The sequence below is a fragment of the Amycolatopsis sp. NPDC048633 genome, from assembly GCF_040650695.1.
In the GTDB taxonomy this organism is placed as follows: Bacteria; Actinomycetota; Actinomycetes; order Mycobacteriales; family Pseudonocardiaceae; genus Amycolatopsis.
On the sequence record NZ_JBEZHS010000049.1, the window covers coordinates 37880 to 58266 of the forward strand.

Here is a 20387-nt window from a genome sequence, read left to right on the forward strand (position 1 = left end):
GAATGTCCTTCCACCGTGCCGCATCCCCGCCTGCGACCCTACGCGGCCGGGATGATCGCCTGGTGGGCGCCGCCGAGGCCGTGCGGGCTGAGCAGCCGGCCCATCCGCTTCGGCATCCGCAGCGTGATCGCGCGGTCGAGGACGCGGGCGCCCGGGGCCGCGGCCGCCAGCCGCGTCTCGTAGCCCGTGCAGCCGGCCGGTTCCCGCAGCCACGCCGACACCACCAGGTTGCCCTCCCCCACCACCGCGGCCGAGAGGCGGGTCTCCGGCAGCTGCGCGATCGCCGTGCCGGCGCGGTCCAGATCGCCGGCGGCGATGCCGAGGCGGTAGCCCGCGATCACCGGCCAACCCGCCGCAACGTGCGCGAGGTCGCAGCGGAAGTCGAGCTCGTGGTTGCGCAGCATCCGCGCCAGCGTGCGGCGCACCGCCGACTCGCTCATCCGGCAGTCGCGGGCCAGCTCGGCGTAGCTGCGCCGGCCGTCCTCGCCGAGGGACTCGACCAGCGCGCGCACGTCCCGGTCGTCCCACTGCTGCGGGACGACCAGGCGGGCCTGCACCGCCGTCCCGTCGAGCACCGCGCGCTGTTCCGGGGCCAGCGCGTTCACCAGCCAGCCGCTGCCTTCGCGGTAGACGCGCGTGGCGACGGCGAACCGGACCTCGCGCACGCCGGGCAGGGCGCCCAGGCGGCCGGTGACCAGCTCGTCCAGCGCGTCGAGGTCGCGGGCGGCCAGGGACAGGAACAGCGAGAACCGGCTGGTCGTGCGCTCGACGCTGAACACGGCCGGCCAGCCGCACAGCTCCCGCGTCAGGTCGGTCAGCGCGTCCGGGCGGCAGGCCAGGTCGACGTAGCCGACCGTCGTCGTCGGGGCCGTGGCGTACGCGGTCAGCCACGCCAGCCCGGCCGCCTGCAGCCGGTCCCAGCGGCGCGCGGCCGTCGTCGCGTCGGTGCCGACGGCGGCGGCGATCCGCGTCCACGGCGCCCGCGGGTCGCGCTGCAGCGCTTCGACCAGCGCGAGGTCCGAACCGCTCGGCCGCGCCGGTTCCGGCTGGGCGGCCGTGGGAACGGGCATGGCGCATTCTGACCTGATCATGATCGGCTGCCAAGGGCCGCCGGGCATGCCGGCGGCCCCCGCCGTCCTACCGCCGACGCAGGCGCGGCGTCACGACCGCGCCCGCCACCAGCACGAGGACACCGCCGAGCACGAACGGCAGCACCGGCACGTCGCCGGGGTCCGCGGCCGGGACAGCGCGCTCGCGGCCGCCGTAGCCGCCACCCGCGCCGTCGCGGTCGTAGGCCGAGCCCGGCAGCTTGTCCGCGTACCGCCGGTGCAGCGCCGCGCGGTAGTCCCGCACGGTCAGCTTCGTGCCGGCGGCCAGGCCGGTGACCGAGCCGTCCAGCACCGTCACGGCGTCGCCGTGCACCGCGTACCAGGCGTTGACCTGCGGCTCGTGCACGAGGTAGCCGCCGGCCGCGGCCGCGGCGTACCGCTGCTCGTAGTCGCCGGACGCGACGTTGACGACGGTCCAGCCCGGGCCCTGCCGCTCGGCCCAGACCGTCGCCGTGGTGCCGTCGCCGGTCCGCGCCGGCACCGCGACGTAGGCGAGCGCGGCCGGGACGTCCGACGTCCCGGCGACGAACGCCGCCGTCGGCTCGTAGACCGCGACCTGGGCACGTGGGTCGGCGCTGGCCCCCTGCGCCGCGGCCGCCGCGTGGACACCCGGGAACCTCGTCGTCGTGAGCCGGTCGAGGGTCGACTGGCCGCCGGTGACCTGGCCGATCGCGGCGGTGTCGGCCGCGGTCGGGGTGCCGGCGGGCCCGGTCGCCGCGCCCGCGGTGCCGGCCGTGGTGAGCATCGCGGCGCCGGCCAGCACGGCCGCGCCCATCGCCTTCTTCAGCACGCTCATCCCTCGATCCCGTACAGCGTGTGCGTCCACTGGAACTGGGTGTTCGAGCGGTAGGTGTCGTAGTTCATCGAGTTGTACCGGCTGTTGTCCGGCCACGGATCGCCGTAGTCCACCCGGGTCGCGCCGCTCGAGTTGTCGTACCCGTAGAGGACGTGCATGTGACCGCCGCCGGAACGCCAACCGATGCGGGTGCCGATCGGCTGTCCCGCGTCGATCTGGTTTTTGATGGTGGCGAAGGAAAGGACCTGCCCGTTCGAGTTGTAGGACCCGACGTTCGTGAATCCCAGTGAGCGGAACACCCGCTGCTGGTCGGACAGGTAGCCCTGATTGTTCGCGCAGTCGCTGCCGGACTCGTTGTGCGCGATCTGGCAGAACCGGGTCTGGGAAAGCGAATGTCCCCAGTAGTCGGCGATGGTGTTGCCGCTGGCGTCCCAGCACCACTGGTCCTTCTGCTGGGCCTGCATGCTGATGCCGAGATCGGTCCGCGCGGCGGCCGCGGCGGCGGGCGCCTGCAGCGCGACGACGGCGGCCGCGGCGGCCGAAACCGCCGCGAGTCCACGTAGGACTCCTGAAGTGGTTTTCACGAAGTGGTCCTCCAGCCGGTGACGGTTCGACGTGGTGGCACGGAATACTCCGCGCACCGGCACCGGACCGGTACCTACGAAGGGAGGATCACGTTGGGAGGGAACGGTTCCCGGCGGATCCCGGCATTTCCCGGGTGCCGGATTCCGGCATCGGCTCCGGCCCGCCGGACGGATTCCGGCGGGCCGGAGCCGGGCCCGTCAGCCGACCGTCGTCGTACCGAGGGTGGTGTCCTGGTCCGGCGGGTCGAGCGCCAGGTCGACGTCGAACTCGCCGAGCCCGCTGTCGGTGACGACGTGGGTGGTCGCCGCGGAGTCGACGCTGCTCGTCGCCTCACCCGCCGGGGTGCCCGCCGGGACGGTGAAGTCGACCTGGCCCTGCGCCGTGAACTTCAGGCTGCCTTCCGCGGGGACGGGCGTCTCCGGGATCGGCAGCTCGATCGGGATGGCCACGGACTGACCGCCGATCGCGAGGTTCACCTTCGAGGTGATCGTGCCGGAGATCTTGGTGGCACCGACGAGGCGAAGGCCGTCGCCGGCCGCCTGCCCGGCGTCGACGTCGAGGCTGAACGGCACCGAGATCGGCTCACCCGCCGTGGCGGTCGCGGGGATTTCCGCATTCACCACCACGGTGACCTGCTGGTCGCCGATCAGCGGGAAGCCGCCCTTGAAGGTGAGCGATTTCTCGGCCGCCGCGGCCGGTCCCGCGGAAAGCACGGCGACCGCGCCGGCGAGCAGCGTGGCCAGCCCGATTCCCCGGAAGCGCCTTTTCCGCACGAGGGTTTCCGTCATGTCTCGTCCTTTCGTCGTCGAACGGCCTTTCGGATGCTAGGGGGAAACTTGCCAACCGGCCATTACGCTTTTCCGTGGCCCAGAAATTTGTCACGCGGATTTGCGTCGTGGACATTGTTTTTTGTGATGTGCGTGAGAGCGTGGGTGTAGCGGCGGTGTAGGTGTCGCGCGCAGGGTCGTCCCGGTCGAATCCGGTCCACTGAGGGAGACCCATGCGCAGCATCTACCCGGCGGCGGCGCTCTCGGCCGCCGCCCTGTTCCTCGGCGGCGCGACCGTCGCTTCGGCCGCCCCCGCCCCGGCCGAGGTCTACGCCGAGGTGACGGCCGCCGACATCGCCGACCCGGGCGCGGTGATCGTCGACTCGCCCGCCGAACTGGCCGCCGCCCGGACCGCGGCGCAGGCGATCGCCTGGTACTCGAGCCGCACCGGCAGCACGGCTTACCAGGGCTACTGCGAGAAGGCGGCGCGCCTTTCGTGGAACCGCACGACCCACCACCCGAGCGCGATCGAGCACTGGCAGTCCTCGGACGGCGCCCGCCACACGACGGGCACCCCGCCGAAGGGCGCGTTCGTGTTCTGGAACATCTCGGCGTACGGCCACGTGGGCATCGCGGACGGCAGCGGCGGGGTCTGGGCGACGAGCGTCAACGGCGCGATCGGCCACGCGAAGCAGAGCTACTTCGGCAGCTACCTGGGCTGGAAGCCGGGCAACAGCAACTGAGCACGGCCTCCGGACGCAGTGAATGACTCATTCCTGGCACTGGACGCAAGGAATGGAGTCATTCACTGCGTTCCGCCCGAGCCGGGGTCAAGCGCGGGCCGGGGTCCGTTGCCGCTGAACCTGCTTCAGCAGCTCCAGTCCCGTCGTTTCCCCTTGCCGGTTCCCGGTCTCCCGGAACACCCGCAACGCGCGATCGCACACCCCGCGCGCCTGCCTCGGCTCGCCCGCCGCCAGCAGCGTCCGGCCGATGCCCAGCAACGCGTACGCACTGCACCGCTCGTCGTCCAGCTCCTCGAGGATGCTGAGCGCCAATCGCAAGCACCTCAACGACTCCGGCAGCGCTCCCCGCTCGCGGTGCAGCGTTCCCAGCTCCGTGAGGACCTTCGCCTCGCGGTGCGGGTCCTCGATCTCCCGCGCCAGCTCACGCGCCCGGCACAGCCACGAATCCGCCTCCGTGAAGGAACCCAGCGACGCATACGTCGTGCCCAAGGAGTTCCGCACCTGTGCGACGCCCCGGCGGTCGCCGGCCCGCTCCAGCCCCGCCAGGGCCCGGCGGTAGAACCCGAGCGCCTCCCGTGGCCGGTCGCCGATCCGCGCCACCGTGCCGAGTCCCGCCACCGCGAGCGCCTCCCCGCGCACGTCGCCGAGCGACGCGAACAGCGACGCCGAACGCTCCATGTCGCCGGCGGCCGCCGCGTATTCGTCGTGGTACAGACGGACCTGGCCGAGGCCCCGGTACAGAACTGCCGCTCCCGCAACGTTTCCGGCCGCCTCGACCGCGGCCAGCGCCGTCAGGTGGCCACGGCGCCAGTCGTCGTACGCGCCGCGCAGGTCGTAGAACGGGACCGCCGTCGCCGCCAGCTGCCAGGCCAGCTCGTCCAGGCCCGCGTCCGCGGCCAGCTGGACCGCGGCCGCCAGCAGCTTGCGTTCCGCGGTGAACCAGCCCAGCGGGTCGGCCACCAGCCCGGCCGTGGCCACCGGCGCCCCGACCGCCGGCCCGGTCATCGCGCCGAACGCCGGGGGCAGGCCCGCCGCGGCCGTCTTCGCCAGCGCCAGCACCACCGTCAGCACCCGGGCGAGGGTTTCGCGCCGCGCCGAAGCCGGCTCCTCCGCCAGGAGCTCCGCCGCGTAGCACCGCAGCAGATCGTGCAGCCGGTACCGCGGGTTCCCGCCGGAATCCCGCCCCGCCAGCGCGACGAGGTTCGCGTCGACGAGCACGTCGAGCACCTCGTGGGAGCCGTCGCGGTCCAGCAGCGCGTCGACCACCCAGCTCGGGAAGTCCTGCGCGCCCAGCACCGCCGCGCGGCAGAACGCCGTCCGCGCGTCCGCCGGCAGCTGCCGCAGGCTCAGCTCGAAGCTCGGCCGGACGCCGAGGTCCCCGACGCGCAGCTCGCTCAGCCGGCTCGACTCGTCCGCCAGCCGGTCGTGCAGTGTGCGCAGGCTCCACGCCTGCCGCCCGGCCAGCCGCGCGCCGGCGATCCTGATCGCCAGGGGTAGGTAGCCGCAGCAGCGGACGATCGCCGCCGCCTCGGCCGGCTCGCCGACGACCCGGTCGACCCCCGCGACCCCGGCCAGCAGCCGCGAAGCCTCGTGCTCGCCGAACACCGTCAGCTCGACGTGCTTCGCGCCCGCCAGCTCCGGCATCCGCCCGCGGGTCGTCACCAGCACCGCGCACCCGGCGTCCCCGGGCAGCAGCGGGCGGACCTGCGCGGCGGTCGCGGCGTCGTCGAGCACCAGCAGTACCCGCCGCCCGGCCAGCCGCGAGCGGAACAGCGCGGCCCGCTGGCCGAGCCCGGCGGGGACGGTGTTCCCGGTGACCCCCAAGGCGTGCAGGAAGTCGGCGAGCACCTCGGCCGGGTCGCGCGGGGCCCCGGTGCCGGCGAGGTCGACGTACAGCTGCCCGTCGGGGTACCGGTCCGCGAGGCGGTGGGCGACGTGCATGGCCAGCGCCGTCTTGCCGGTCCCGGGTGCCCCGGTCAGGACGACCGGCGCCGGGCCCGCCGCCGTTTCCAGCTCCCGGACGTAGTCCTCGCGGCCGGTGAAGTCGGGCAGGTCCGCGGGAAGCTGCCGCAGCGGCGGGGGTGCCGCCGGCGGTGCCGCGACCGGCTCGCCCGCGAGGATCGCGGCCTGCACCGCCCGCAGCTCGGGCCCCGGTTCGACGCCCAGCTCGGTGACCAGGCGCTCCCGCGCCGTCGCGTACGCCTGGAGCGCCTCGGCCCGCCGGCCCGCGCCGGTGAGCGCGAGCAGGTACTGCTGCCAGAGCCGTTCCCGGTACGGGTGATCGGCGAGCAGGACGGTGAGCTCGGCGATCGCCGGGTCGTGCCGCCCCAGCCGCACCTGCAGCGAAAGCCGTTCCTCGACGGCGGCCAGCCGGTTCTCGGCGAGCCGCCCGAGCTCGGCGTCCCACGCCGGCGCGGTCGGCAGGTCCTCCAGGGGATCGCCGCGCCACAGCGACTCCGCCTCGGCGAGCAGCTTCAGCGCCGCTTCGGGCGCGGACGCCCGCGCGGCGTCGGCGACGAGCCGGGCGAACCGGTGCGCGTCGACGTCGCCGGGGTCGACGACGAGCGAGTAGCCCGGGCCGTGGGTGCTCAGCACGGACCCCTCGGGCAGCAGCCGGCGCAGGCGCCACACGTAGGTCTGCAGGTTGGCGGTGGCGGACGTCGGCGGGTCACCCGGCCAGATCGTGTCGACCAGCTGCCCGGGCGGGACCGTCCGGTTCGCGTTGAGCAGCAGGTGGGCCAGCAGGACGCGCTGCTTCGCCCCGCCGAGCGGGACCGGCCGGCCCCCGACCGTCACGACCAGCGGTCCGAGCAGGTGAAACCGCACTTCAGGACCCATCGAGCACCCCGTTCCCGCGGCCGCCCCCAGGCGGAACCAAGCAGCCGGGACTGTAGCGGGACGATGCCGCGTCCCGTGAGGAGATCGCCCACATTCGAGACAGCCGGCCAGAACTTGCCGCCCGCTGCGCCGGTCGGCCCACGACGAAAGTCGCGTTCTGGATCAACCGACTATCGGCGGGTTCCGGAGATTCACCCACAACAGTGACGGTAGGTGCGTCCTTCACTACCCGTCACCGCGAGACCCCGGTCCGCGGGCAGGAGGTTGATCCTAAAGTGCGTATCGCCCGAACCGGCGTAGTCGTCTCCGGTGTTTTGCTCTCGGCACTCGCGGCCGCGGCGCCGTCCCTGGCCGCCCAGCCGGCCATCATCGACGGCAGCAATGCCGACTCGCTCCACTCGGCGGCCCGGATGTTCGCCGGTGGCCAGGAGATCTGCTCGGCGACGATCATCGCGCCCGACTGGATCCTCACCGCCCGCCACTGCACGCAGGGTGCCGACGGCCAGCCGATCAGCTTCCACGTCGGCGACCTGGACCAGACGAAGGGCACCACCGTCAACGCCACCTCGGTGCACGAGGCGCCGGACTCGGACCTCGCGCTGGTGCAGATCGACCAGCAGGTGCAGACCGAGTACGCGCCGCTGGGCAGCGAGGGTGACGTCAAGGTGGGCGACCAGGCCGAGGTCTACGGCTGGGGCGCGACCTGCACCGACAAGCCCGAGATCGAGTGCCAGTCGCAGCTGCTGAAGGTGGCGAAGGTCAGCGTCTCCTCGATCGACTGCCCGGACGGCGCGGCCGGCGTCTCGGTGTGCGCGAACCGCGGCGACGGCATCACCGCGGGCGGCGACTCCGGCGGCCCGATGTACGCGAACGGCAAGCAGGTCGGCGTGGCCTCGACGAGCGACCGCCAGTCCTACACGGCCTACATCAACATCACGAAGTACCGCGACTGGATCTCGTCCACTGCGGGCGTCTGAGCCACCCCGGCGAGGCAAGCCCCGGGTCGTCCACAGGCCCGGGGCTTGCCTCGCCGATGAGAGTGAGTGTACAGTCACTCACATGACCAAGCGCGGTGCCACCCTCTCCACCTCGGACGCCCGGCGGGACGTCGTCGTCGACGCCGCCATCGCCGAGTTCGCCCGGGGCGGGTACCACAGCACGCCGATCAGCGCCGTGGCCGCGAAGGCCGACATCTCCCCCGCCTACGTCTTCAAGTTGTTCCCCGGCAAGGTTTCCCTCTTCGTCGCCGCGCTCGACCGGTGCTACGAGCTCGTCGTGCACGCGCTCTCGAACGGGGCCGCCCGCGCCGAGGGTGCCGATCCCGACCGGATCCTCTACGAGATGGGCGGCGCCTACGCCGAGCTCATCGCCGACCGGAACCTGCTCATGCTGCAGGTGCACGCCCAGTCGGCCACCGACACCCCCGAGATCGCCGACGCCGTGCGCCGCGGGCTGGCCAAGGTGACCGACTTCGCCCTGACGCGCTCCGGCGCCGCCGGCGAGCAGGTCCAGCGGTTCATCGCCTACGGCCAGCTCTGCCACCTGATCGCCACCCTCGACCTCGACGAGCACACCGGCGACTGGGCCGCCGTGCTCGCCGCCGGCATCCGCCACCCCGGCAAAAACTGATCCCGGCCAGCAAGTCCCTTTTGCTTGCCCATTGAGTGATTGACCAGTCACTCACGCCCCGGAAGGAACCCATCATGACCACCACCACCGAGATCGTCCTCCCCGGCCTCGTCGAGCCGGCCGGCCTGCGCGTCGAGCACCGTGAGCTGCCGCGGCCCGGCGCCGGCGAAGCGCTCGTCCGGGTCGAGGCGAGCGGGATCTCGTTCGCCGAGCAGCAGATGCGCCGCGGGAAGTACTACGACCAGCCGCCGTTCCCGTTCGTGCCCGGGTACGACGTCGTCGGCACGGTCCTCGAAGCCGCCGACCCGGCGCTGGTCGGGCGGCGCGTGGCCGCCATGACCAAGATCGGCGGCTGGAGCAGCCACCTGGTCGTCCCCGCCGCCGACCTGGTCCCGGTGCCGGCCGGGCTGGACGCCGCCGAGGCCGAGACGTTCGTGGTCAACGGCATCACGGCGTACCAGATGCTGCACCGGATCGCGCGGGTGCAGGCCGGCGGCACGATCCTGGTCCACGGCGCGAGCGGCGGCGTCGGCACCACGCTCGTCCAGCTCGCCCAGGCGGCCGGGATCACCGTGCTCGGGACCGCCTCGGCCCGCAACCTCGACGTCGTCACCGCGCTCGGCGCGACCGCCCTCGACTACCGCGGCGACGTCCCGGCCCGGGTGCGCGAGCTGGCACCCGGCGGGGTCGACGCCGTGTTCGACCACGTCGGCGGGCCCGGCATCGTCGACTCGTTCCGGCTGCTCGCCCCCGGCGGGACGCTGGTCGCCTACGGCAGCGCGTCCACCAAGGACACCGGGGGCAACCCGAAGCCGGCCGTGCTGAAGCTGGTCGCCCGGCTGCTGTGGTGGCAGGCGCTGCCGAACCGGCGCCGGACGCACTTCTACAACGTGTGGGGCGGCAAGCGGAACCTCGCCCGGTTCCGCACGCGCCTCACCGAGGACCTGACGGCCGTCTTCGCCCTGGCGGCGAAGGGACAGCTCAAGGCCCAGGTGGCGGCCCGGATCCCGCTGACCGAAGCCGCGAAGGCGCTGACGCTGGCCGAATCCGGCACCGTCACCGGCAAGGTCGTGCTCGTCCCCTGAACGCACCGAAGGCCACCACGGCGAGCGTGGTGGCCTTCGGGAAACGCGAAATCAGTCCGTGCCGAACTCCATCGCCGCGCTGTCGAGCAGCTCGTCGTCGTCGGTCTTGCCGCGCGAGGCGATCACCTGGGCGCCGCCCTCGGGCATCGCGCCGATCAGGCCGGTCGAGGCCGCCTGGGCGGCGCCGATCAGCTTCGGGTGCGAGTTCCCGCCGACCATGCCGATGCTCGCGTACTGCTCGAGCTTCGCCCGCGAGTCCGCGATGTCGAGGTTGCGCATGGTCAGCTGGCCGATCCGGTCGACCGGGCCGAACGCCGAGTCCTCGGTCCGCTCCATCGACAGCTTGTCCGGGTGGTAGCTGAACGCCGGGCCGGTCGTGTCCAGGATGGAGTAGTCCTCGCCGCGACGCAGGCGCAGCGTCACCTCGCCGGTGATCGCGGTGCCCACCCAGCGCTGCAGCGACTCGCGCAGCATCATCGCCTGCGGGTCCAGCCAGCGGCCTTCGTACATCAGGCGGCCGAGCCGGCGGCCGTGGTTGTGGTAGCTGGCGAGGGTGTCCTCGTTGTGGATCGCGTTGACCAGCCGCTCGTAGGCCGCGTGCAGCAGCGCCATGCCCGGCGCCTCGTAGATGCCACGGCTCTTGGCCTCGATGATGCGGTTCTCGATCTGGTCGGACATGCCCAGGCCGTGCCGACCGCCGATGGCGTTCGCCTCCAGCACCAGGTCGACGGCGGTGGCGAACTCCTTGCCGTTGAGCGTCACCGGCCGGCCCTGCTCGAAGCCGACCGTGACGTCCTCGGTGGCGATCTCCACCTCGGGGTCCCAGAACGCGACACCCATGATGGGCTTGACGATCTCGATGCCGGTGTCCAGGTGCTCCAAGGACTTCGCCTCGTGCGTGGCACCCCAGATGTTGGCGTCGGTGGAGTAGGCCTTTTCGGTGCTGTCGCGGTAGGGCAGCTCGTGGGCCACCAGCCACTCCGACATCTCCTTGCGGCCACCGAGCTCGGTGACGAAGTCGGCGTCGAGCCAGGGCTTGTAGATCCGCAGGGAGGGGTTGGCCAGCAGGCCGTAGCGGTAGAACCGCTCGATGTCGTTGCCCTTGTAGGTGGAGCCGTCGCCCCAGATCTGGACGTCGTCCTCGAGCATGGCGCGCACCAGCAGCGTGCCGGTGACCGCGCGGCCGAGCGGGGTGGTGTTGAAGTAGCCGCGGCCGCCGGAGCGGATGTGGAACGCGCCGCAGGTCAGCGCCGCGAGCCCCTCCTCGACCAGGGCTTCCCTGCAGTCGACCAGCCGCGCGATCTCGGCGCCGTACTGCCCGGCCCGCCCGGGCACCGAGTCGATGTCGGGCTCGTCGTACTGGCCGATGTCGGCGGTGTAGGTGCAGGGGACCGCGCCTTTGTCGCGCATCCACGCGACCGCTACGGAAGTGTCGAGGCCACCGGAGAAGGCGATACCGACACGCTCGCCGACGGGCAGGGAAGTGAGCACCTTGGACATGCGAATGATTATGCACGCCCATGCATCGTCGTGCAATCCGGGGTGCCCGGGCTCACGGAAATGACTTTGACGCGGGTGGTTCGGTGAACGCATGGGCCGGATGCACGCCGACGAGCACGCCATCGACGCGGCACTCGTGCGGCGGCTGCTGCGCGGCCGGTCCCCGGAGTGGGCGGACCTGCCGCTCACTCCCCTGGCCTCCGGCGGCACGGTCAACGCCGTGTACCGCCTGGGTGCCGGCCTGACGGTCCGGCTCCCCCTCACCGCGGGTGGCGCCGGCGACGTCGCGAAGGAACGCCACATCCTGAGCACGCTCGACGGACTGCCGGTGGCGGTGCCGGTGGTCGCGGCGGTCGGCGAACCCGCCGAGGGCTACCCGTGGCCGTGGGCGGTGCACACCTGGCTCGACGGCGAACCGGCGGTCGAGGGCCGGCCCGCCCCGGCGCGCGAGCTGGCGGAGTTCGTCGTCGCGCTGCGGGCGCTCCCCGCGGACGGTCCGCCCGCCTACCGCGGGAAGCCGCTGTCCTCAGTGGACGCCGGCGTCCGCCGCGCGATCGCCGAGCTGACCCGCACCGACGAGCCGTTCGACGCGGAGGCCGCGCTCGCGGTCTGGGCCGAAGCGCTCGGCGCTCCACAGTGGACGGGGCCGCCGTGCCGGCTCCACTCCGACCTGATGCCGAGCAACCTCCTCTTGCGCGACGGCCGGCTCGCCGGCGTCCTCGACTGGGCCACCGCGGGCGTCGGCGACCCGGCGTGCGACCTCATCCCCGCGTGGAACCTCCTGACCGCGGCCACGCGCCCGGTCTTCCGCGACGCCGTGGGCACCGACGACGCGACCTGGGCGCGCGGCCGCGGCTGGGCGCTGGCGATGGCCGTGATCCAGCTGCCGTACTACCGGCACACGAATCCGGTCATCTCCGCCAACGCCCGCCACGTGCTCGCGCAGCTCAGCTGCCGACCGGTTCCCCGAGCTTCCACAGCACGGCGTGGGAGTTCCGTCCGGGCGCCGAACACGACCCCGTGACCTCCCAGTCGGTCAGCCCGTAGCCGTGGCACGAGGCGTTCTCGACGGGCGGCAGCGGAAGCACCGAGAGCTCGCCGGCGGTGGTCCAGACGACGGATTTCGTCCAGTCGAGCTCGCCGAGCACGACACCGGCCGGGCTGACGGCGGTGAACCGGCTCGGCGCCCCGTCCGGGGTCGGGAGCACCAGGAGCCGGCCCGCCGGGTCCCAGCGCGCCACCCGCGTCGTGCCGTCCTTGCCGGTCACCTCGCCGAAGATCGTTCCGTCGGCGGTGATCGCCAGCGCCGAGCTGGCCGCCCAGGTGGTGTCGAGCACCGTGAGGTGTCCCGCCGAGTCCCACTTCGCCGCGTGCGAGCCGGCCGAGCCGACCGCCGTGCCCGCGTCGTCGATGTCCGCCAGCACTCTCGCGCCGGTCATCTCGACGAGGTTGCCGGCCGGGTCCCAGTACAGCGGGGTGTCGAAGCGCCAGCCGATGACCGCGCCCGCCTCGTTCATCGCCCGGACCCGGCCGAAGCCGAGCTCGGTGACGGTGCCGTCGGTCTCCCACCGCACGGCCGTGTCCGGCCCGGGCGCGCCATAGGCGAACCCGGCGATCACGCCGTGGTCGTTGATCGCCGCCGCCTCGGTCGACGGGTGGTAGGGGAAACCGGGCAGCAGCGGAAGTGCCGCGGGCACGCCGGAAGCGTCCCAGCGCGTGGCCCGCCCGGCGAGCACGGTGGCCATCGAGTTCCCGATCGCCACCCCGGCTTCGTTGATCGCCACGGCCGTCACGGTGTCGTAGCCGTCCAGCGGCCGCAGCTCGGAGATCCGGCCCGCCGCGTCCCACCGCGCCGCGTGCTGGTGGAACGCCGCGTCGTACGCCTCGCCGAACACCGTCCCGTGGTACGTCACCCGCAGGCCCACGCTGGTCAGCCCGCCGGGCAGCGTGCCCAGGTCGACCGGTCCCGGCACTTCGTCCGCACTCGCCGGCACCGCGGCGAGCACCGTCACCACCGCCGCCGTCGCGAAAACACCTCTGAACATCCCCTGTTCCTCCCCTGTCAGGCTGGTTCCGGGGTGTTCACGCGCGACGGCGGCGATCGGTTGAGTCAGCCCGGCAGGAGCGCCGGGGCCGCGAGCCGCGTGGCGTTGGCGGCCTCGTCGTCCGGGGCCTCCTGCGCCGAGCGCTCCGCCTCCACCCGCGCGAGGTAGTTCGCGACCTCGCGCTCGACCCGGTGCGCGTCCCAGCCCAGCAGCGGGGCGACGAGCCCGGCGACCACCGGGGCCGCCGTCACGCCGCGGTCGCGTTCCTCGATGGAGATCCGCGTCCGCCGGGTCAGGATGTCCTCCAGATGCAGCGCACCCTCGTGCGAAACCGCGTACACCGCCTCGACCTTCAGGTACTCCGAGGTGTCCGTGATCGGTTCACCGAGCGACGGCTGCTCCTCGACCAGCTCGACGAGGTTCCAGATCCGCGTCCCGTACCGCTGCAGGAGGTGTTCGACGCGCGGCAGCGGCAGCCCGGTCTTCGTGGCGACCGAGAAGCGGTCGGCCCACAGCTCGTGGTACCCCTCGGCGCCGACGATCGGCAGCCGGTCGGTCCACGACGGCGGGGCGGGCCGGCCGAGCTCCTCGACCACGACGTCGACGGTGTCCGAGGCCATCACCCGGTAGGTCGTGTACTTTCCGCCGGCCACGATCACCAGGCCCGGCACCGGGTGCGCTACCGCGTGCTCCCGGGACAGCTTCGTCGTCGCGGCGGCCTTCGCCGCGAGCAGCGGACGCAGGCCCGCGTAGACGCCCTCGATGTCGTCGTGCGTAACGGGAGTGCGCAGGACGGCGTTGAGGTGCCCGAGCACGTAGTCGACGTCCGCGCGGCTCGCCGCCGGGTGCTCCCGGTCGAGGTCCCACTCGGTGTCGGTGGTGCCGACGAGCCAGTGCTTGCCCCACGGGATGACGAACAGCACGCTCTTCTCGGTGCGCAGGATCAGCCCGGTGTCGAGGTCGATCTTCTCCCGCGGCACCACCAGGTGGATCCCCTTCGACGCGCGGACGGTGAACGGCGCGGGGATCCCGGCCGCCTCCGCCATGTCGTCGCTCCACACGCCGGTGGCCGCCACGACGGTCTTCGCGCGGACCTCGATCTCGGCCCCGCTTTCCCGGTCGACGACCTTCGCGCCGACCACACGTTCGCCGTCGCGAAGCAGCGACGTCACGCGAGCCCGCGTCAGCACCGAAGCGCCCTGCTCGGCGGCCGTCCGCGCGATCGTCATCGTGTGGCGGGCGTCGTCGACCTGGGCGTCGTAGTACTGGATCGCGCCGATCAGCGCGTCGTCGGCCAGGCCGGGCGCCACCTTGGCCGCCCCGCGCTTGGACAGGTGCCGGTGCCGCGGCAGCGCCCGGGCCCCGCCGAGCGTGTCGTACAGCGTGACGCCGGCGCCGATGTAGCCGCGCTCCCACACCCGGTGCGTCAGCGGCACCAGGAACCGGACCGGCCGCACCAGGTGCGGGGCCAGCTTCTGCAGCAGCAGCCCGCGTTCCTTGAGCGCTTCGCGCACCAGCTTGAAGTCCAGCTGCTCCAGGTAGCGCAGGCCGCCGTGGATCAGCTTGGACGACCGGCTGGACGTGCCGGCGGCGAAGTCGCGGGCCTCGACCAGCGCGACGGACAACCCGCGCGAGGCCGCGTCGAGCGCGACGCCGGCACCGGTCACTCCCCCGCCGACGACCAGCACGTCGACCTCTTCGCGGGCCAGCTTCCGCAACGCCTCGGCGCGGTACTGCGGGGAAAGTGCGGTCACGGTGTTCCTCCTCGTCATTTCAGAGCCTCACTCCACGTCGACCCAGTCGAGCGTGCGGCCGACAGCCTTCTGCCAGCCCGCGTAGCCCTCGGCGCGCTGTTCTTCCGTCGACGACGGCTGCCAGCGCTTGTCCTCGTTCCAGTTCTGCTCCAGCTCGTCGGTGGACTTCCAGAAGCCGACGGCCAGCCCGGCCGCGTAGGCGGCGCCGAGCGCGGTGGTCTCGGCGACGACCGGCTTCGACACCGGCACGCCGAGGATGTCCGCCTGCAGCTGCATGCACAGCTCGTTGGCCGTGACCCCACCGTCGACCCGCAGCACGTCGAGGGTGACGCCGGAGTCGTTCTGCATGGCCTCGACGACGTCGCGGGTCTGGTAGCAGATCGCCTCCAGGGTCGCCCGGGCGAGATGAGCGTTGGTCGTGGCGCGGGTGAGCCCGACGATCGCGCCGCGGGCGTCCGAGCGCCAGTACGGCGCGAACAGGCCGGAGAACGCCGGGACGAAGTAGATGCCGCCGTTGTCCTCCACCTGGCGCGCCAGGCTTTCGCTCTGCGACGCGCCGCTGATGATGCCGAGCTGGTCGCGCAGCCACTGCACGGCCGAGCCGGTGACGGCGATCGAACCTTCCAGCGCGTACACCGGCTTCTCGTCGCCGAACTGGTAGCACAGCGTCGTGAGCAGGCCGTGTTTCGAGCGGACCAGCTCGTGGCCGGTGTTGAGCAGCAGGAAGTTGCCGGTGCCGTAGGTGTTCTTGGCCTCGCCGGGCCGGAAGCAGACCTGCCCGACGGTGGCCGCCTGCTGGTCGCCGAGGACGCCGGTGATCGCGACCTCCGCGCCGAGCGGGCCGTCCGCGCGGGTGGTGCCGAAGCCGGCGTTCGACGACGGCTTGATCGCGGGCAGCATCTGCCTCGGCACGCCGAAGAACGACAGCAGCTCGTCGTCCCAGTCGAGGGTCTCGAGGTCCATCAGCATGGTGCGCGACGCGTTGGTCGGGTCGGTGACGTGGACGCCGCCGTCCGGGCCGCCGGTGAGGTTCCAGATGAGCCACGAGTCGGTGGTGCCGAACAGCGCGTCGCCCTTTTCGGCGTCTTCGCGCACGCCGTCGACGTTTTCGAGGATCCACTGCAGCTTGCCGCCGGAGAAGTACGTCGCGGGCGGGAGGCCGGCCTTGCGGCGGATGACCTCACCCTGGCCGCCGCGCTCCAGCGCCGAGGCGATCCGGTCGGTGCGGGTGTCCTGCCAGACGATCGCGTTGTGGTACGGGCGGCCGGTGCGGCGGTTCCACACGACGGTGGTCTCGCGCTGGTTGGTGATGCCGAGCGCGGCCAGGTCACCCGCGGTCAGGTTTGCCTTGTTCAGCGCGGTCGCGATGACCGAGCGGGTGCGTTCCCAGATCTCGGTGGCGTCGTGCTCGACCCAGCCCGGCTTGGGCAGGATCTGCTCGTGCTCGAGCTGGTGGCGGGCGATCTCGTTGCCGCCGTGGTCGAAGATCATGAAGCGGGTGCTGGTGGTGCCCTGGTCGACGGCACCGACGAAGTCCGGCATGGGTCGTGCTCCTTCTCAGGCGGTGGTCTCGAAGTCCTTGGCGGGCATGGCGTCCAGCGGTTCCCCGGCGGGCAGGTACCGCTCGATGAAGAACTTGTAGATCGCGCCGCCGACGATCGCGCCGAGGACCGGCGCCACGATCGGGATCCACCAGTAGGGGAAGCCGTACTGGTCGGACCACGCCGTGTCGTAGCCGGTCAGCCAGGAGGCCAGGCGCGGGCCGAAGTCACGGGCCGGGTTGATCGCGTAGCCGGCGTTGGTGCCCCAGGCCATGCCGATCGCGACGACGAGGAAGCCGATGACGAGCGGGGCCAGGTTCGCGCCCGGCGAGGTGTTGCGGAGGTCGGTGATGGCGAAGATCACCAGGACGAGGATCGCGGTGCCGATGATCTGGTCGCGGAAGGCGCCCCAGTCACCCACCGGGAGCGTGCCGTTACCCGGAAGGGTGGAGAACACCCCCTGGGTCTTGATCGTGAGACCGGGGTCCTTGGCGTTGAGCACCTCGGTGTAGTTCCAGCGCACGAGCAGCGCGGCGAGGAACGCGCCGGCGGTCTGCGCCAGGGCGTAGGGGGCGACCTTGCGCCATTCGAAGCCCTTGAAGACCGCGAGGGCGACGGTCACGGCCGGGTTCAGGTGCGCGCCGCTGATCCGCGAAGCGACGTAGACACCGAGCGTGACGCCGAGCCCCCAGGCCCAGGCGATGCTGTCGTGGTCCCCGATGCCCGCGGCGGCGACCTGCGCCACCACCCCGCACCCGAACAGGATGAGGATCATCGTCCCCACGAACTCGGCGGCCATCTCGCCGGCGAGTCCGTGGGCCTTGAGGTTTCGCACCATTGCTTTCCTCCACAAAGGACCGTTCTTCCCCCTGATGGGTGAAAGCTAGGTTCGCCGGCCGGGACGGTCAACGGACGGCGGTCGGCATTGTCGAACGACCGGAGTGGATGTTCGACATTGTCGAATCAGGGCCGGTCGGGCTAGGGTCGCGGGCGTGCCGGGTCCGATCCAGTCCATCGAGCGCGCCGCCGCGATCCTGCGCCTGCTGGCGCGCGGCTCGGGCCGGCTGGGCGTCGGCGAGATCGCCGAGTCGCTCGAGCTGGCCAAGGGCACCGCGCACGGGATCCTGCGCACGCTGCAGGGGGTCGGGTTCGTCGAGCAGGACCGCGATTCGGGCAAGTACCAGCTCGGGGCGGCGCTGCTGCACCTGGGCACGAGCTACCTGGACGTCAACGAGCTGCGCTCCCGGGCGATCAACTGGGCCGACGCGCTGGCCTCGCGCAGCGGCGAAGCGGTCCGGATCGGCGCGCCCCTGGAGGGCCGGGTGCTGGTCGTGCACCACGTGTTCCGGCCGGACGACAGCCTGCAGACCCTGGACGTCGGCACGCTGCTGCCGCTGCACGCCACCGCGCTCGGCAAAGTGCTGCTGGCCTACGACACGACGTTGAAGGCCACACCGGAGTCGTACACGCGCCGCACGCTGGCCACCCAGACGGCGATCAAGCGCGAGTGTGCGAAGGTACGCGAAGCGGGTTGGGCGGCGGAGAACGGCGAGATGATCGCCGGCGAGGCGGGCATCGCGGCCCCGATCCGCGGCCACGGCGGCATCGTGGTCGGCGCGATCGGCGTGTCCGGCGCGGTGGAGCGCATCTGCGAGCACGACGGCAGCCCCGACCCGAAGCTGCTGGGCCACGTCCGCGACGCGGCGCGCGCGGTCTCCCGCGACCTCGGCGCGTCCCGATGGTGAAGGAGGTGCGGGTGCCCGACGACCTCCGAAGCGAGCGCCCGGCCCAGCGGCAGCGCACGCCGGCGGCGGCCGGCCCATGCCGGCGCCCCGCCCGCCCGGCGGCCGCGGCCGAGCTGTGCGCCCGCGACCACGCGCGGCTCGAGCACCCCGCTCACACTTTCGCCGGGCGCGCCCAGCCGCCGCTCTCGCCGCCGGCCGTCGGCGTTGCCGGCCCGAGGAAGGTGAGCCCGTGGTCCAGCGGTACGTGATGTCCATCGACCAGGGCACCACCTCCACCCGGTGCATCCTGTTCGACGCCCGCGGCCGGCTCGTCTCGGTCGTGCAGCGGGAGCACCAGCAGCACTTCCCCCGGCCCGGCTGGGTCGAGCACGACGCCACCGAGATCTGGCGCAACGTCAGCAGGATCGTCCCGCAGGCCCTGGCCGACGCCGGGGCCACCGCGGAGCAGGTCGTCGGCCTCGGGATCGCCAACCAGCGGGAGACCACCGTCCTCTGGGACCGGCACACCGGCAACCCGATCGGGCGCGCGATCGTCTGGCAGGACACCCGCACCGACGCCATGCTCGAACAGCTGGCCCGCGAGCCGGGCGCCGACCGCGTCCGGCAGCTGTGCGGCCTCCCGCTGGCGACGTACTTCTCCGCGCCGCGCGTCCGCTGGCTGTTCGACCGCACGCCCGGCCTGCGCGAACGCGCCGAACGCGGCGACGTCCTCTTCGGCACCATGGAGAGCTGGCTGATCTGGAACCTCACCGGCGGCGCCGAAGGCGGCGTGCACGTCACCGACGTCACCAACGCCTCGCGCACCATGCTGATGAACCTGCGCACCCTGAGCTGGGACGACGAGCTGCTCGACTTCTTCGACGTCCCGCGCGCGATGCTGCCGGAGATCCGGTCCTCGACCGAGGTGTACGGCACCACCAGCCGCGTCGTGCCCGGCATCCGGATCGCCGCGGCCCTCGGCGACCAGCAGGCCGCGCTGTTCGGCCAGACGTGCTTCGCGCCCGGCGAGGCGAAGTGCACGTACGGCACCGGCAGCTTCCTGCTGCTCAACACCGGTTCGACGCCCGTGCTCTCCACCCACGGCATGCTCACCACCGTCGGGTTCAAGATCGGCGACGAGCCCGCGGTGTACGCGCTCGAAGGGTCGATCGCCGTCACCGGGTCGCTCGTGCAGTGGTTCCGCGACGGCCTGGAGCTGATCGGCAGCGCGCCGGAGATCGAGACCCTCGCCCGGACGGTCGAGGACAACGGCGGCTGCTACATCGTGCCCGCCTTCTCCGGGCTGTTCGCGCCGCACTGGCACAGCGAGGCCCGTGGCGTGATCGCCGGGCTGACGTCGTACATCACCAAGGGCCACCTGGCGCGGGCAGTGCTGGAGGCGAGCGGCTGGCAGACCCTCGAGGTCGTCGACGCGATGAACGCCGACTCCGGCCTGGCCCTGAAGACGCTCAAGGTCGACGGCGGGATGACCGCCGACAACCTGCTGATGCAGTTCGTCGCGGACGTCCTCGACGTGCCGGTGGTCCGTCCGATGGTGGCGGAGACGGTGTCGCTCGGCGCGGCGTACGCGGCGGGGCTGTCCGTCGGGTACTGGCCGGACCTGGAAGGCCTGCGGCGCAACTGGCACCGGGCCGGGCAGTGGCTGCCGGCGATGGACCCGGCCCGCCGCGACACCGAGTACGGGCATTGGCGCCAGGCGGTGGAGCTGACGTTCGGCTGGATGCGCCCGGGCCCGGCCGCCGTCCCGCCGGGGTCCGACCTGGTCGAGGTGCTGCTGGCCGACCACCGCCGGTTCGAGCAGCTGTTCCGGGACCTGCGCAACACCGAGGCCGACCGGCCGGCCCTGGTCGCGGAGCTGGCGGCCCTGCTGGTCGCCCACGCGACGGCCACCGAGCGGATCGTGCGTCCGGACGAGCCCGGCGCACCGTTCGCGGACGACCTCCTGGCGGTCCTGGAGGCCACCGACTCCGAGAAGGCGTTGCTGCGCTTGGAGAACGTGGTGGACGCGCACGTCCGCGGCGAGGAACGCGGGCTGCTGAACGACCTGCGCCGCACGATGTCCACATCGGACCGCACGGGGCTGGGCCGGGCGTTCGTCGCGGAACGCCGCCGCCAGCTCGACCTCGGCTGCGGCGACGCCGACCACGTCCGCGACCTCGGCGACCGCCTGACGCTCTAGCCGGCCCCACTCGGCACCGTCGCGAATGACTCATTCGGGACCTCCGGCGCCGCGAATGAGTCATTCGCGAC

At 72.6% G+C, this 20387-nt stretch carries 18 protein-coding genes; 8 read left to right on the forward strand and 10 right to left on the reverse strand.

The annotated features are described in order from the left end of the window. Window positions 1-38 precede the first annotated feature (38 nt). The 4 genes from AB0C38_RS45575 to AB0C38_RS45590 form a co-directional block, all read right to left on the reverse strand. Complete coding sequence (locus tag AB0C38_RS45575; RefSeq protein ID WP_360686509.1) at window positions 39-1070, reverse strand: Lrp/AsnC family transcriptional regulator; 1032 nt, start codon at window positions 1068-1070, stop codon at window positions 39-41. 67 nt (window positions 1071-1137) lie between these two features. After that, on the reverse strand, window positions 1138-1905 hold the full coding sequence (locus AB0C38_RS45580; RefSeq protein WP_360686512.1) for a hypothetical protein: 768 nt from the start codon (window positions 1903-1905) through the stop codon (window positions 1138-1140). After that, window positions 1902-2489 (reverse strand): papain-like cysteine protease family protein, encoded by a 588-nt coding sequence (locus AB0C38_RS45585; protein WP_360686515.1) that lies wholly within the window; start codon window positions 2487-2489, stop codon window positions 1902-1904. Before AB0C38_RS45585 ends, AB0C38_RS45580 begins: the two co-directional genes overlap by 4 nt. Window positions 2490-2687: 198 nt before the next feature. Beyond that, window positions 2688-3278, reverse strand: a complete 591-nt coding sequence (locus AB0C38_RS45590; protein WP_360686518.1) for a DUF6801 domain-containing protein — start codon at window positions 3276-3278, stop codon at window positions 2688-2690. Between the two features lie 212 nt (window positions 3279-3490). Between AB0C38_RS45590 and AB0C38_RS45595 the strand changes: the two genes are divergently transcribed. Continuing rightward, complete coding sequence (locus AB0C38_RS45595) at window positions 3491-4000, forward strand: hypothetical protein (RefSeq protein WP_360686521.1); 510 nt, start codon at window positions 3491-3493, stop codon at window positions 3998-4000. Window positions 4001-4087: 87 nt separating this feature from the next. Here AB0C38_RS45595 and AB0C38_RS45600 read toward each other — a convergent pair whose 3' ends face one another. Further along, window positions 4088-6838, reverse strand: a complete 2751-nt coding sequence (locus AB0C38_RS45600; RefSeq protein WP_360686524.1) for a BTAD domain-containing putative transcriptional regulator — start codon at window positions 6836-6838, stop codon at window positions 4088-4090. 275 nt (window positions 6839-7113) lie between these two features. Here AB0C38_RS45600 and AB0C38_RS45605 point away from each other — a divergent pair, with 275 nt between their 5' ends. The 3 genes from AB0C38_RS45605 to AB0C38_RS45615 all read left to right on the forward strand — a co-directional run bounded on the left by AB0C38_RS45605 (window position 7114) and on the right by AB0C38_RS45615 (window position 9552). Beyond that, window positions 7114-7815, forward strand: a complete 702-nt coding sequence (locus tag AB0C38_RS45605; RefSeq protein ID WP_360686527.1) for a trypsin-like serine protease — start codon at window positions 7114-7116, stop codon at window positions 7813-7815. A gap of 82 nt (window positions 7816-7897) precedes the next feature. Continuing rightward, window positions 7898-8467, forward strand: coding sequence for a TetR/AcrR family transcriptional regulator (locus AB0C38_RS45610; protein ID WP_360686530.1), 570 nt, complete (start codon window positions 7898-7900; stop codon window positions 8465-8467). 74 nt (window positions 8468-8541) lie between these two features. Further along, window positions 8542-9552 carry a medium chain dehydrogenase/reductase family protein gene (locus AB0C38_RS45615; protein ID WP_360686533.1) on the forward strand — a complete coding sequence of 337 codons (1011 nt, stop codon included), beginning with the start codon at window positions 8542-8544 and terminating at the stop codon, window positions 9550-9552. A gap of 51 nt (window positions 9553-9603) precedes the next feature. Here AB0C38_RS45615 and argG read toward each other — a convergent pair whose 3' ends face one another. Next, entirely contained in the window at window positions 9604-11052 is a 1449-nt protein-coding gene (gene argG / locus AB0C38_RS45620) for an argininosuccinate synthase (RefSeq protein WP_360686536.1), read from the reverse strand. Window positions 11053-11143: 91 nt separating this feature from the next. Here argG and AB0C38_RS45625 point away from each other — a divergent pair, with 91 nt between their 5' ends. Then, window positions 11144-12076 (forward strand): aminoglycoside phosphotransferase family protein, encoded by a 933-nt coding sequence (locus AB0C38_RS45625; protein ID WP_360686538.1) that lies wholly within the window; start codon window positions 11144-11146, stop codon window positions 12074-12076. Here AB0C38_RS45625 and AB0C38_RS45630 read toward each other — a convergent pair. The 4 genes from AB0C38_RS45630 to AB0C38_RS45645 all read right to left on the reverse strand — a co-directional run bounded on the left by AB0C38_RS45630 (window position 12000) and on the right by AB0C38_RS45645 (window position 17230). Next, window positions 12000-13097 (reverse strand): hypothetical protein, encoded by a 1098-nt coding sequence (locus AB0C38_RS45630; RefSeq protein WP_360686541.1) that lies wholly within the window; start codon window positions 13095-13097, stop codon window positions 12000-12002. The genes AB0C38_RS45625 and AB0C38_RS45630 overlap by 77 nt on opposite strands. Before the next feature lie 65 nt (window positions 13098-13162). Next, window positions 13163-14869, reverse strand: coding sequence for a glycerol-3-phosphate dehydrogenase (gene glpD / locus AB0C38_RS45635; RefSeq protein ID WP_360686543.1), 1707 nt, complete (start codon window positions 14867-14869; stop codon window positions 13163-13165). Between the two features lie 9 nt (window positions 14870-14878). Beyond that, window positions 14879-16393: a glycerol kinase GlpK gene (gene glpK / locus AB0C38_RS45640; protein WP_360686546.1), complete on the reverse strand. Its 1515-nt coding sequence runs from the start codon at window positions 16391-16393 to the stop codon at window positions 14879-14881. 15 nt (window positions 16394-16408) lie between these two features. Beyond that, window positions 16409-17230 carry an MIP/aquaporin family protein gene (locus AB0C38_RS45645; protein ID WP_360686549.1) on the reverse strand — a complete coding sequence of 274 codons (822 nt, stop codon included), beginning with the start codon at window positions 17228-17230 and terminating at the stop codon, window positions 16409-16411. Between the two features lie 154 nt (window positions 17231-17384). Here AB0C38_RS45645 and AB0C38_RS45650 point away from each other — a divergent pair, with 154 nt between their 5' ends. From AB0C38_RS45650 to glpK (AB0C38_RS45660), 3 genes are read left to right on the forward strand one after another with little or no spacing between them, the layout of a single operon-like run. After that, window positions 17385-18137 carry an IclR family transcriptional regulator gene (locus AB0C38_RS45650; RefSeq protein WP_360686552.1) on the forward strand — a complete coding sequence of 251 codons (753 nt, stop codon included), beginning with the start codon at window positions 17385-17387 and terminating at the stop codon, window positions 18135-18137. Between the two features lie 11 nt (window positions 18138-18148). Next, complete coding sequence (locus AB0C38_RS45655) at window positions 18149-18385, forward strand: hypothetical protein (protein ID WP_360686555.1); 237 nt, start codon at window positions 18149-18151, stop codon at window positions 18383-18385. After that, window positions 18367-20316, forward strand: coding sequence for a glycerol kinase GlpK (glpK, locus tag AB0C38_RS45660; RefSeq protein ID WP_360686558.1), 1950 nt, complete (start codon window positions 18367-18369; stop codon window positions 20314-20316). Before AB0C38_RS45655 ends, glpK (AB0C38_RS45660) begins: the two co-directional genes overlap by 19 nt. Window positions 20317-20387: the final 71 nt, after the last annotated feature.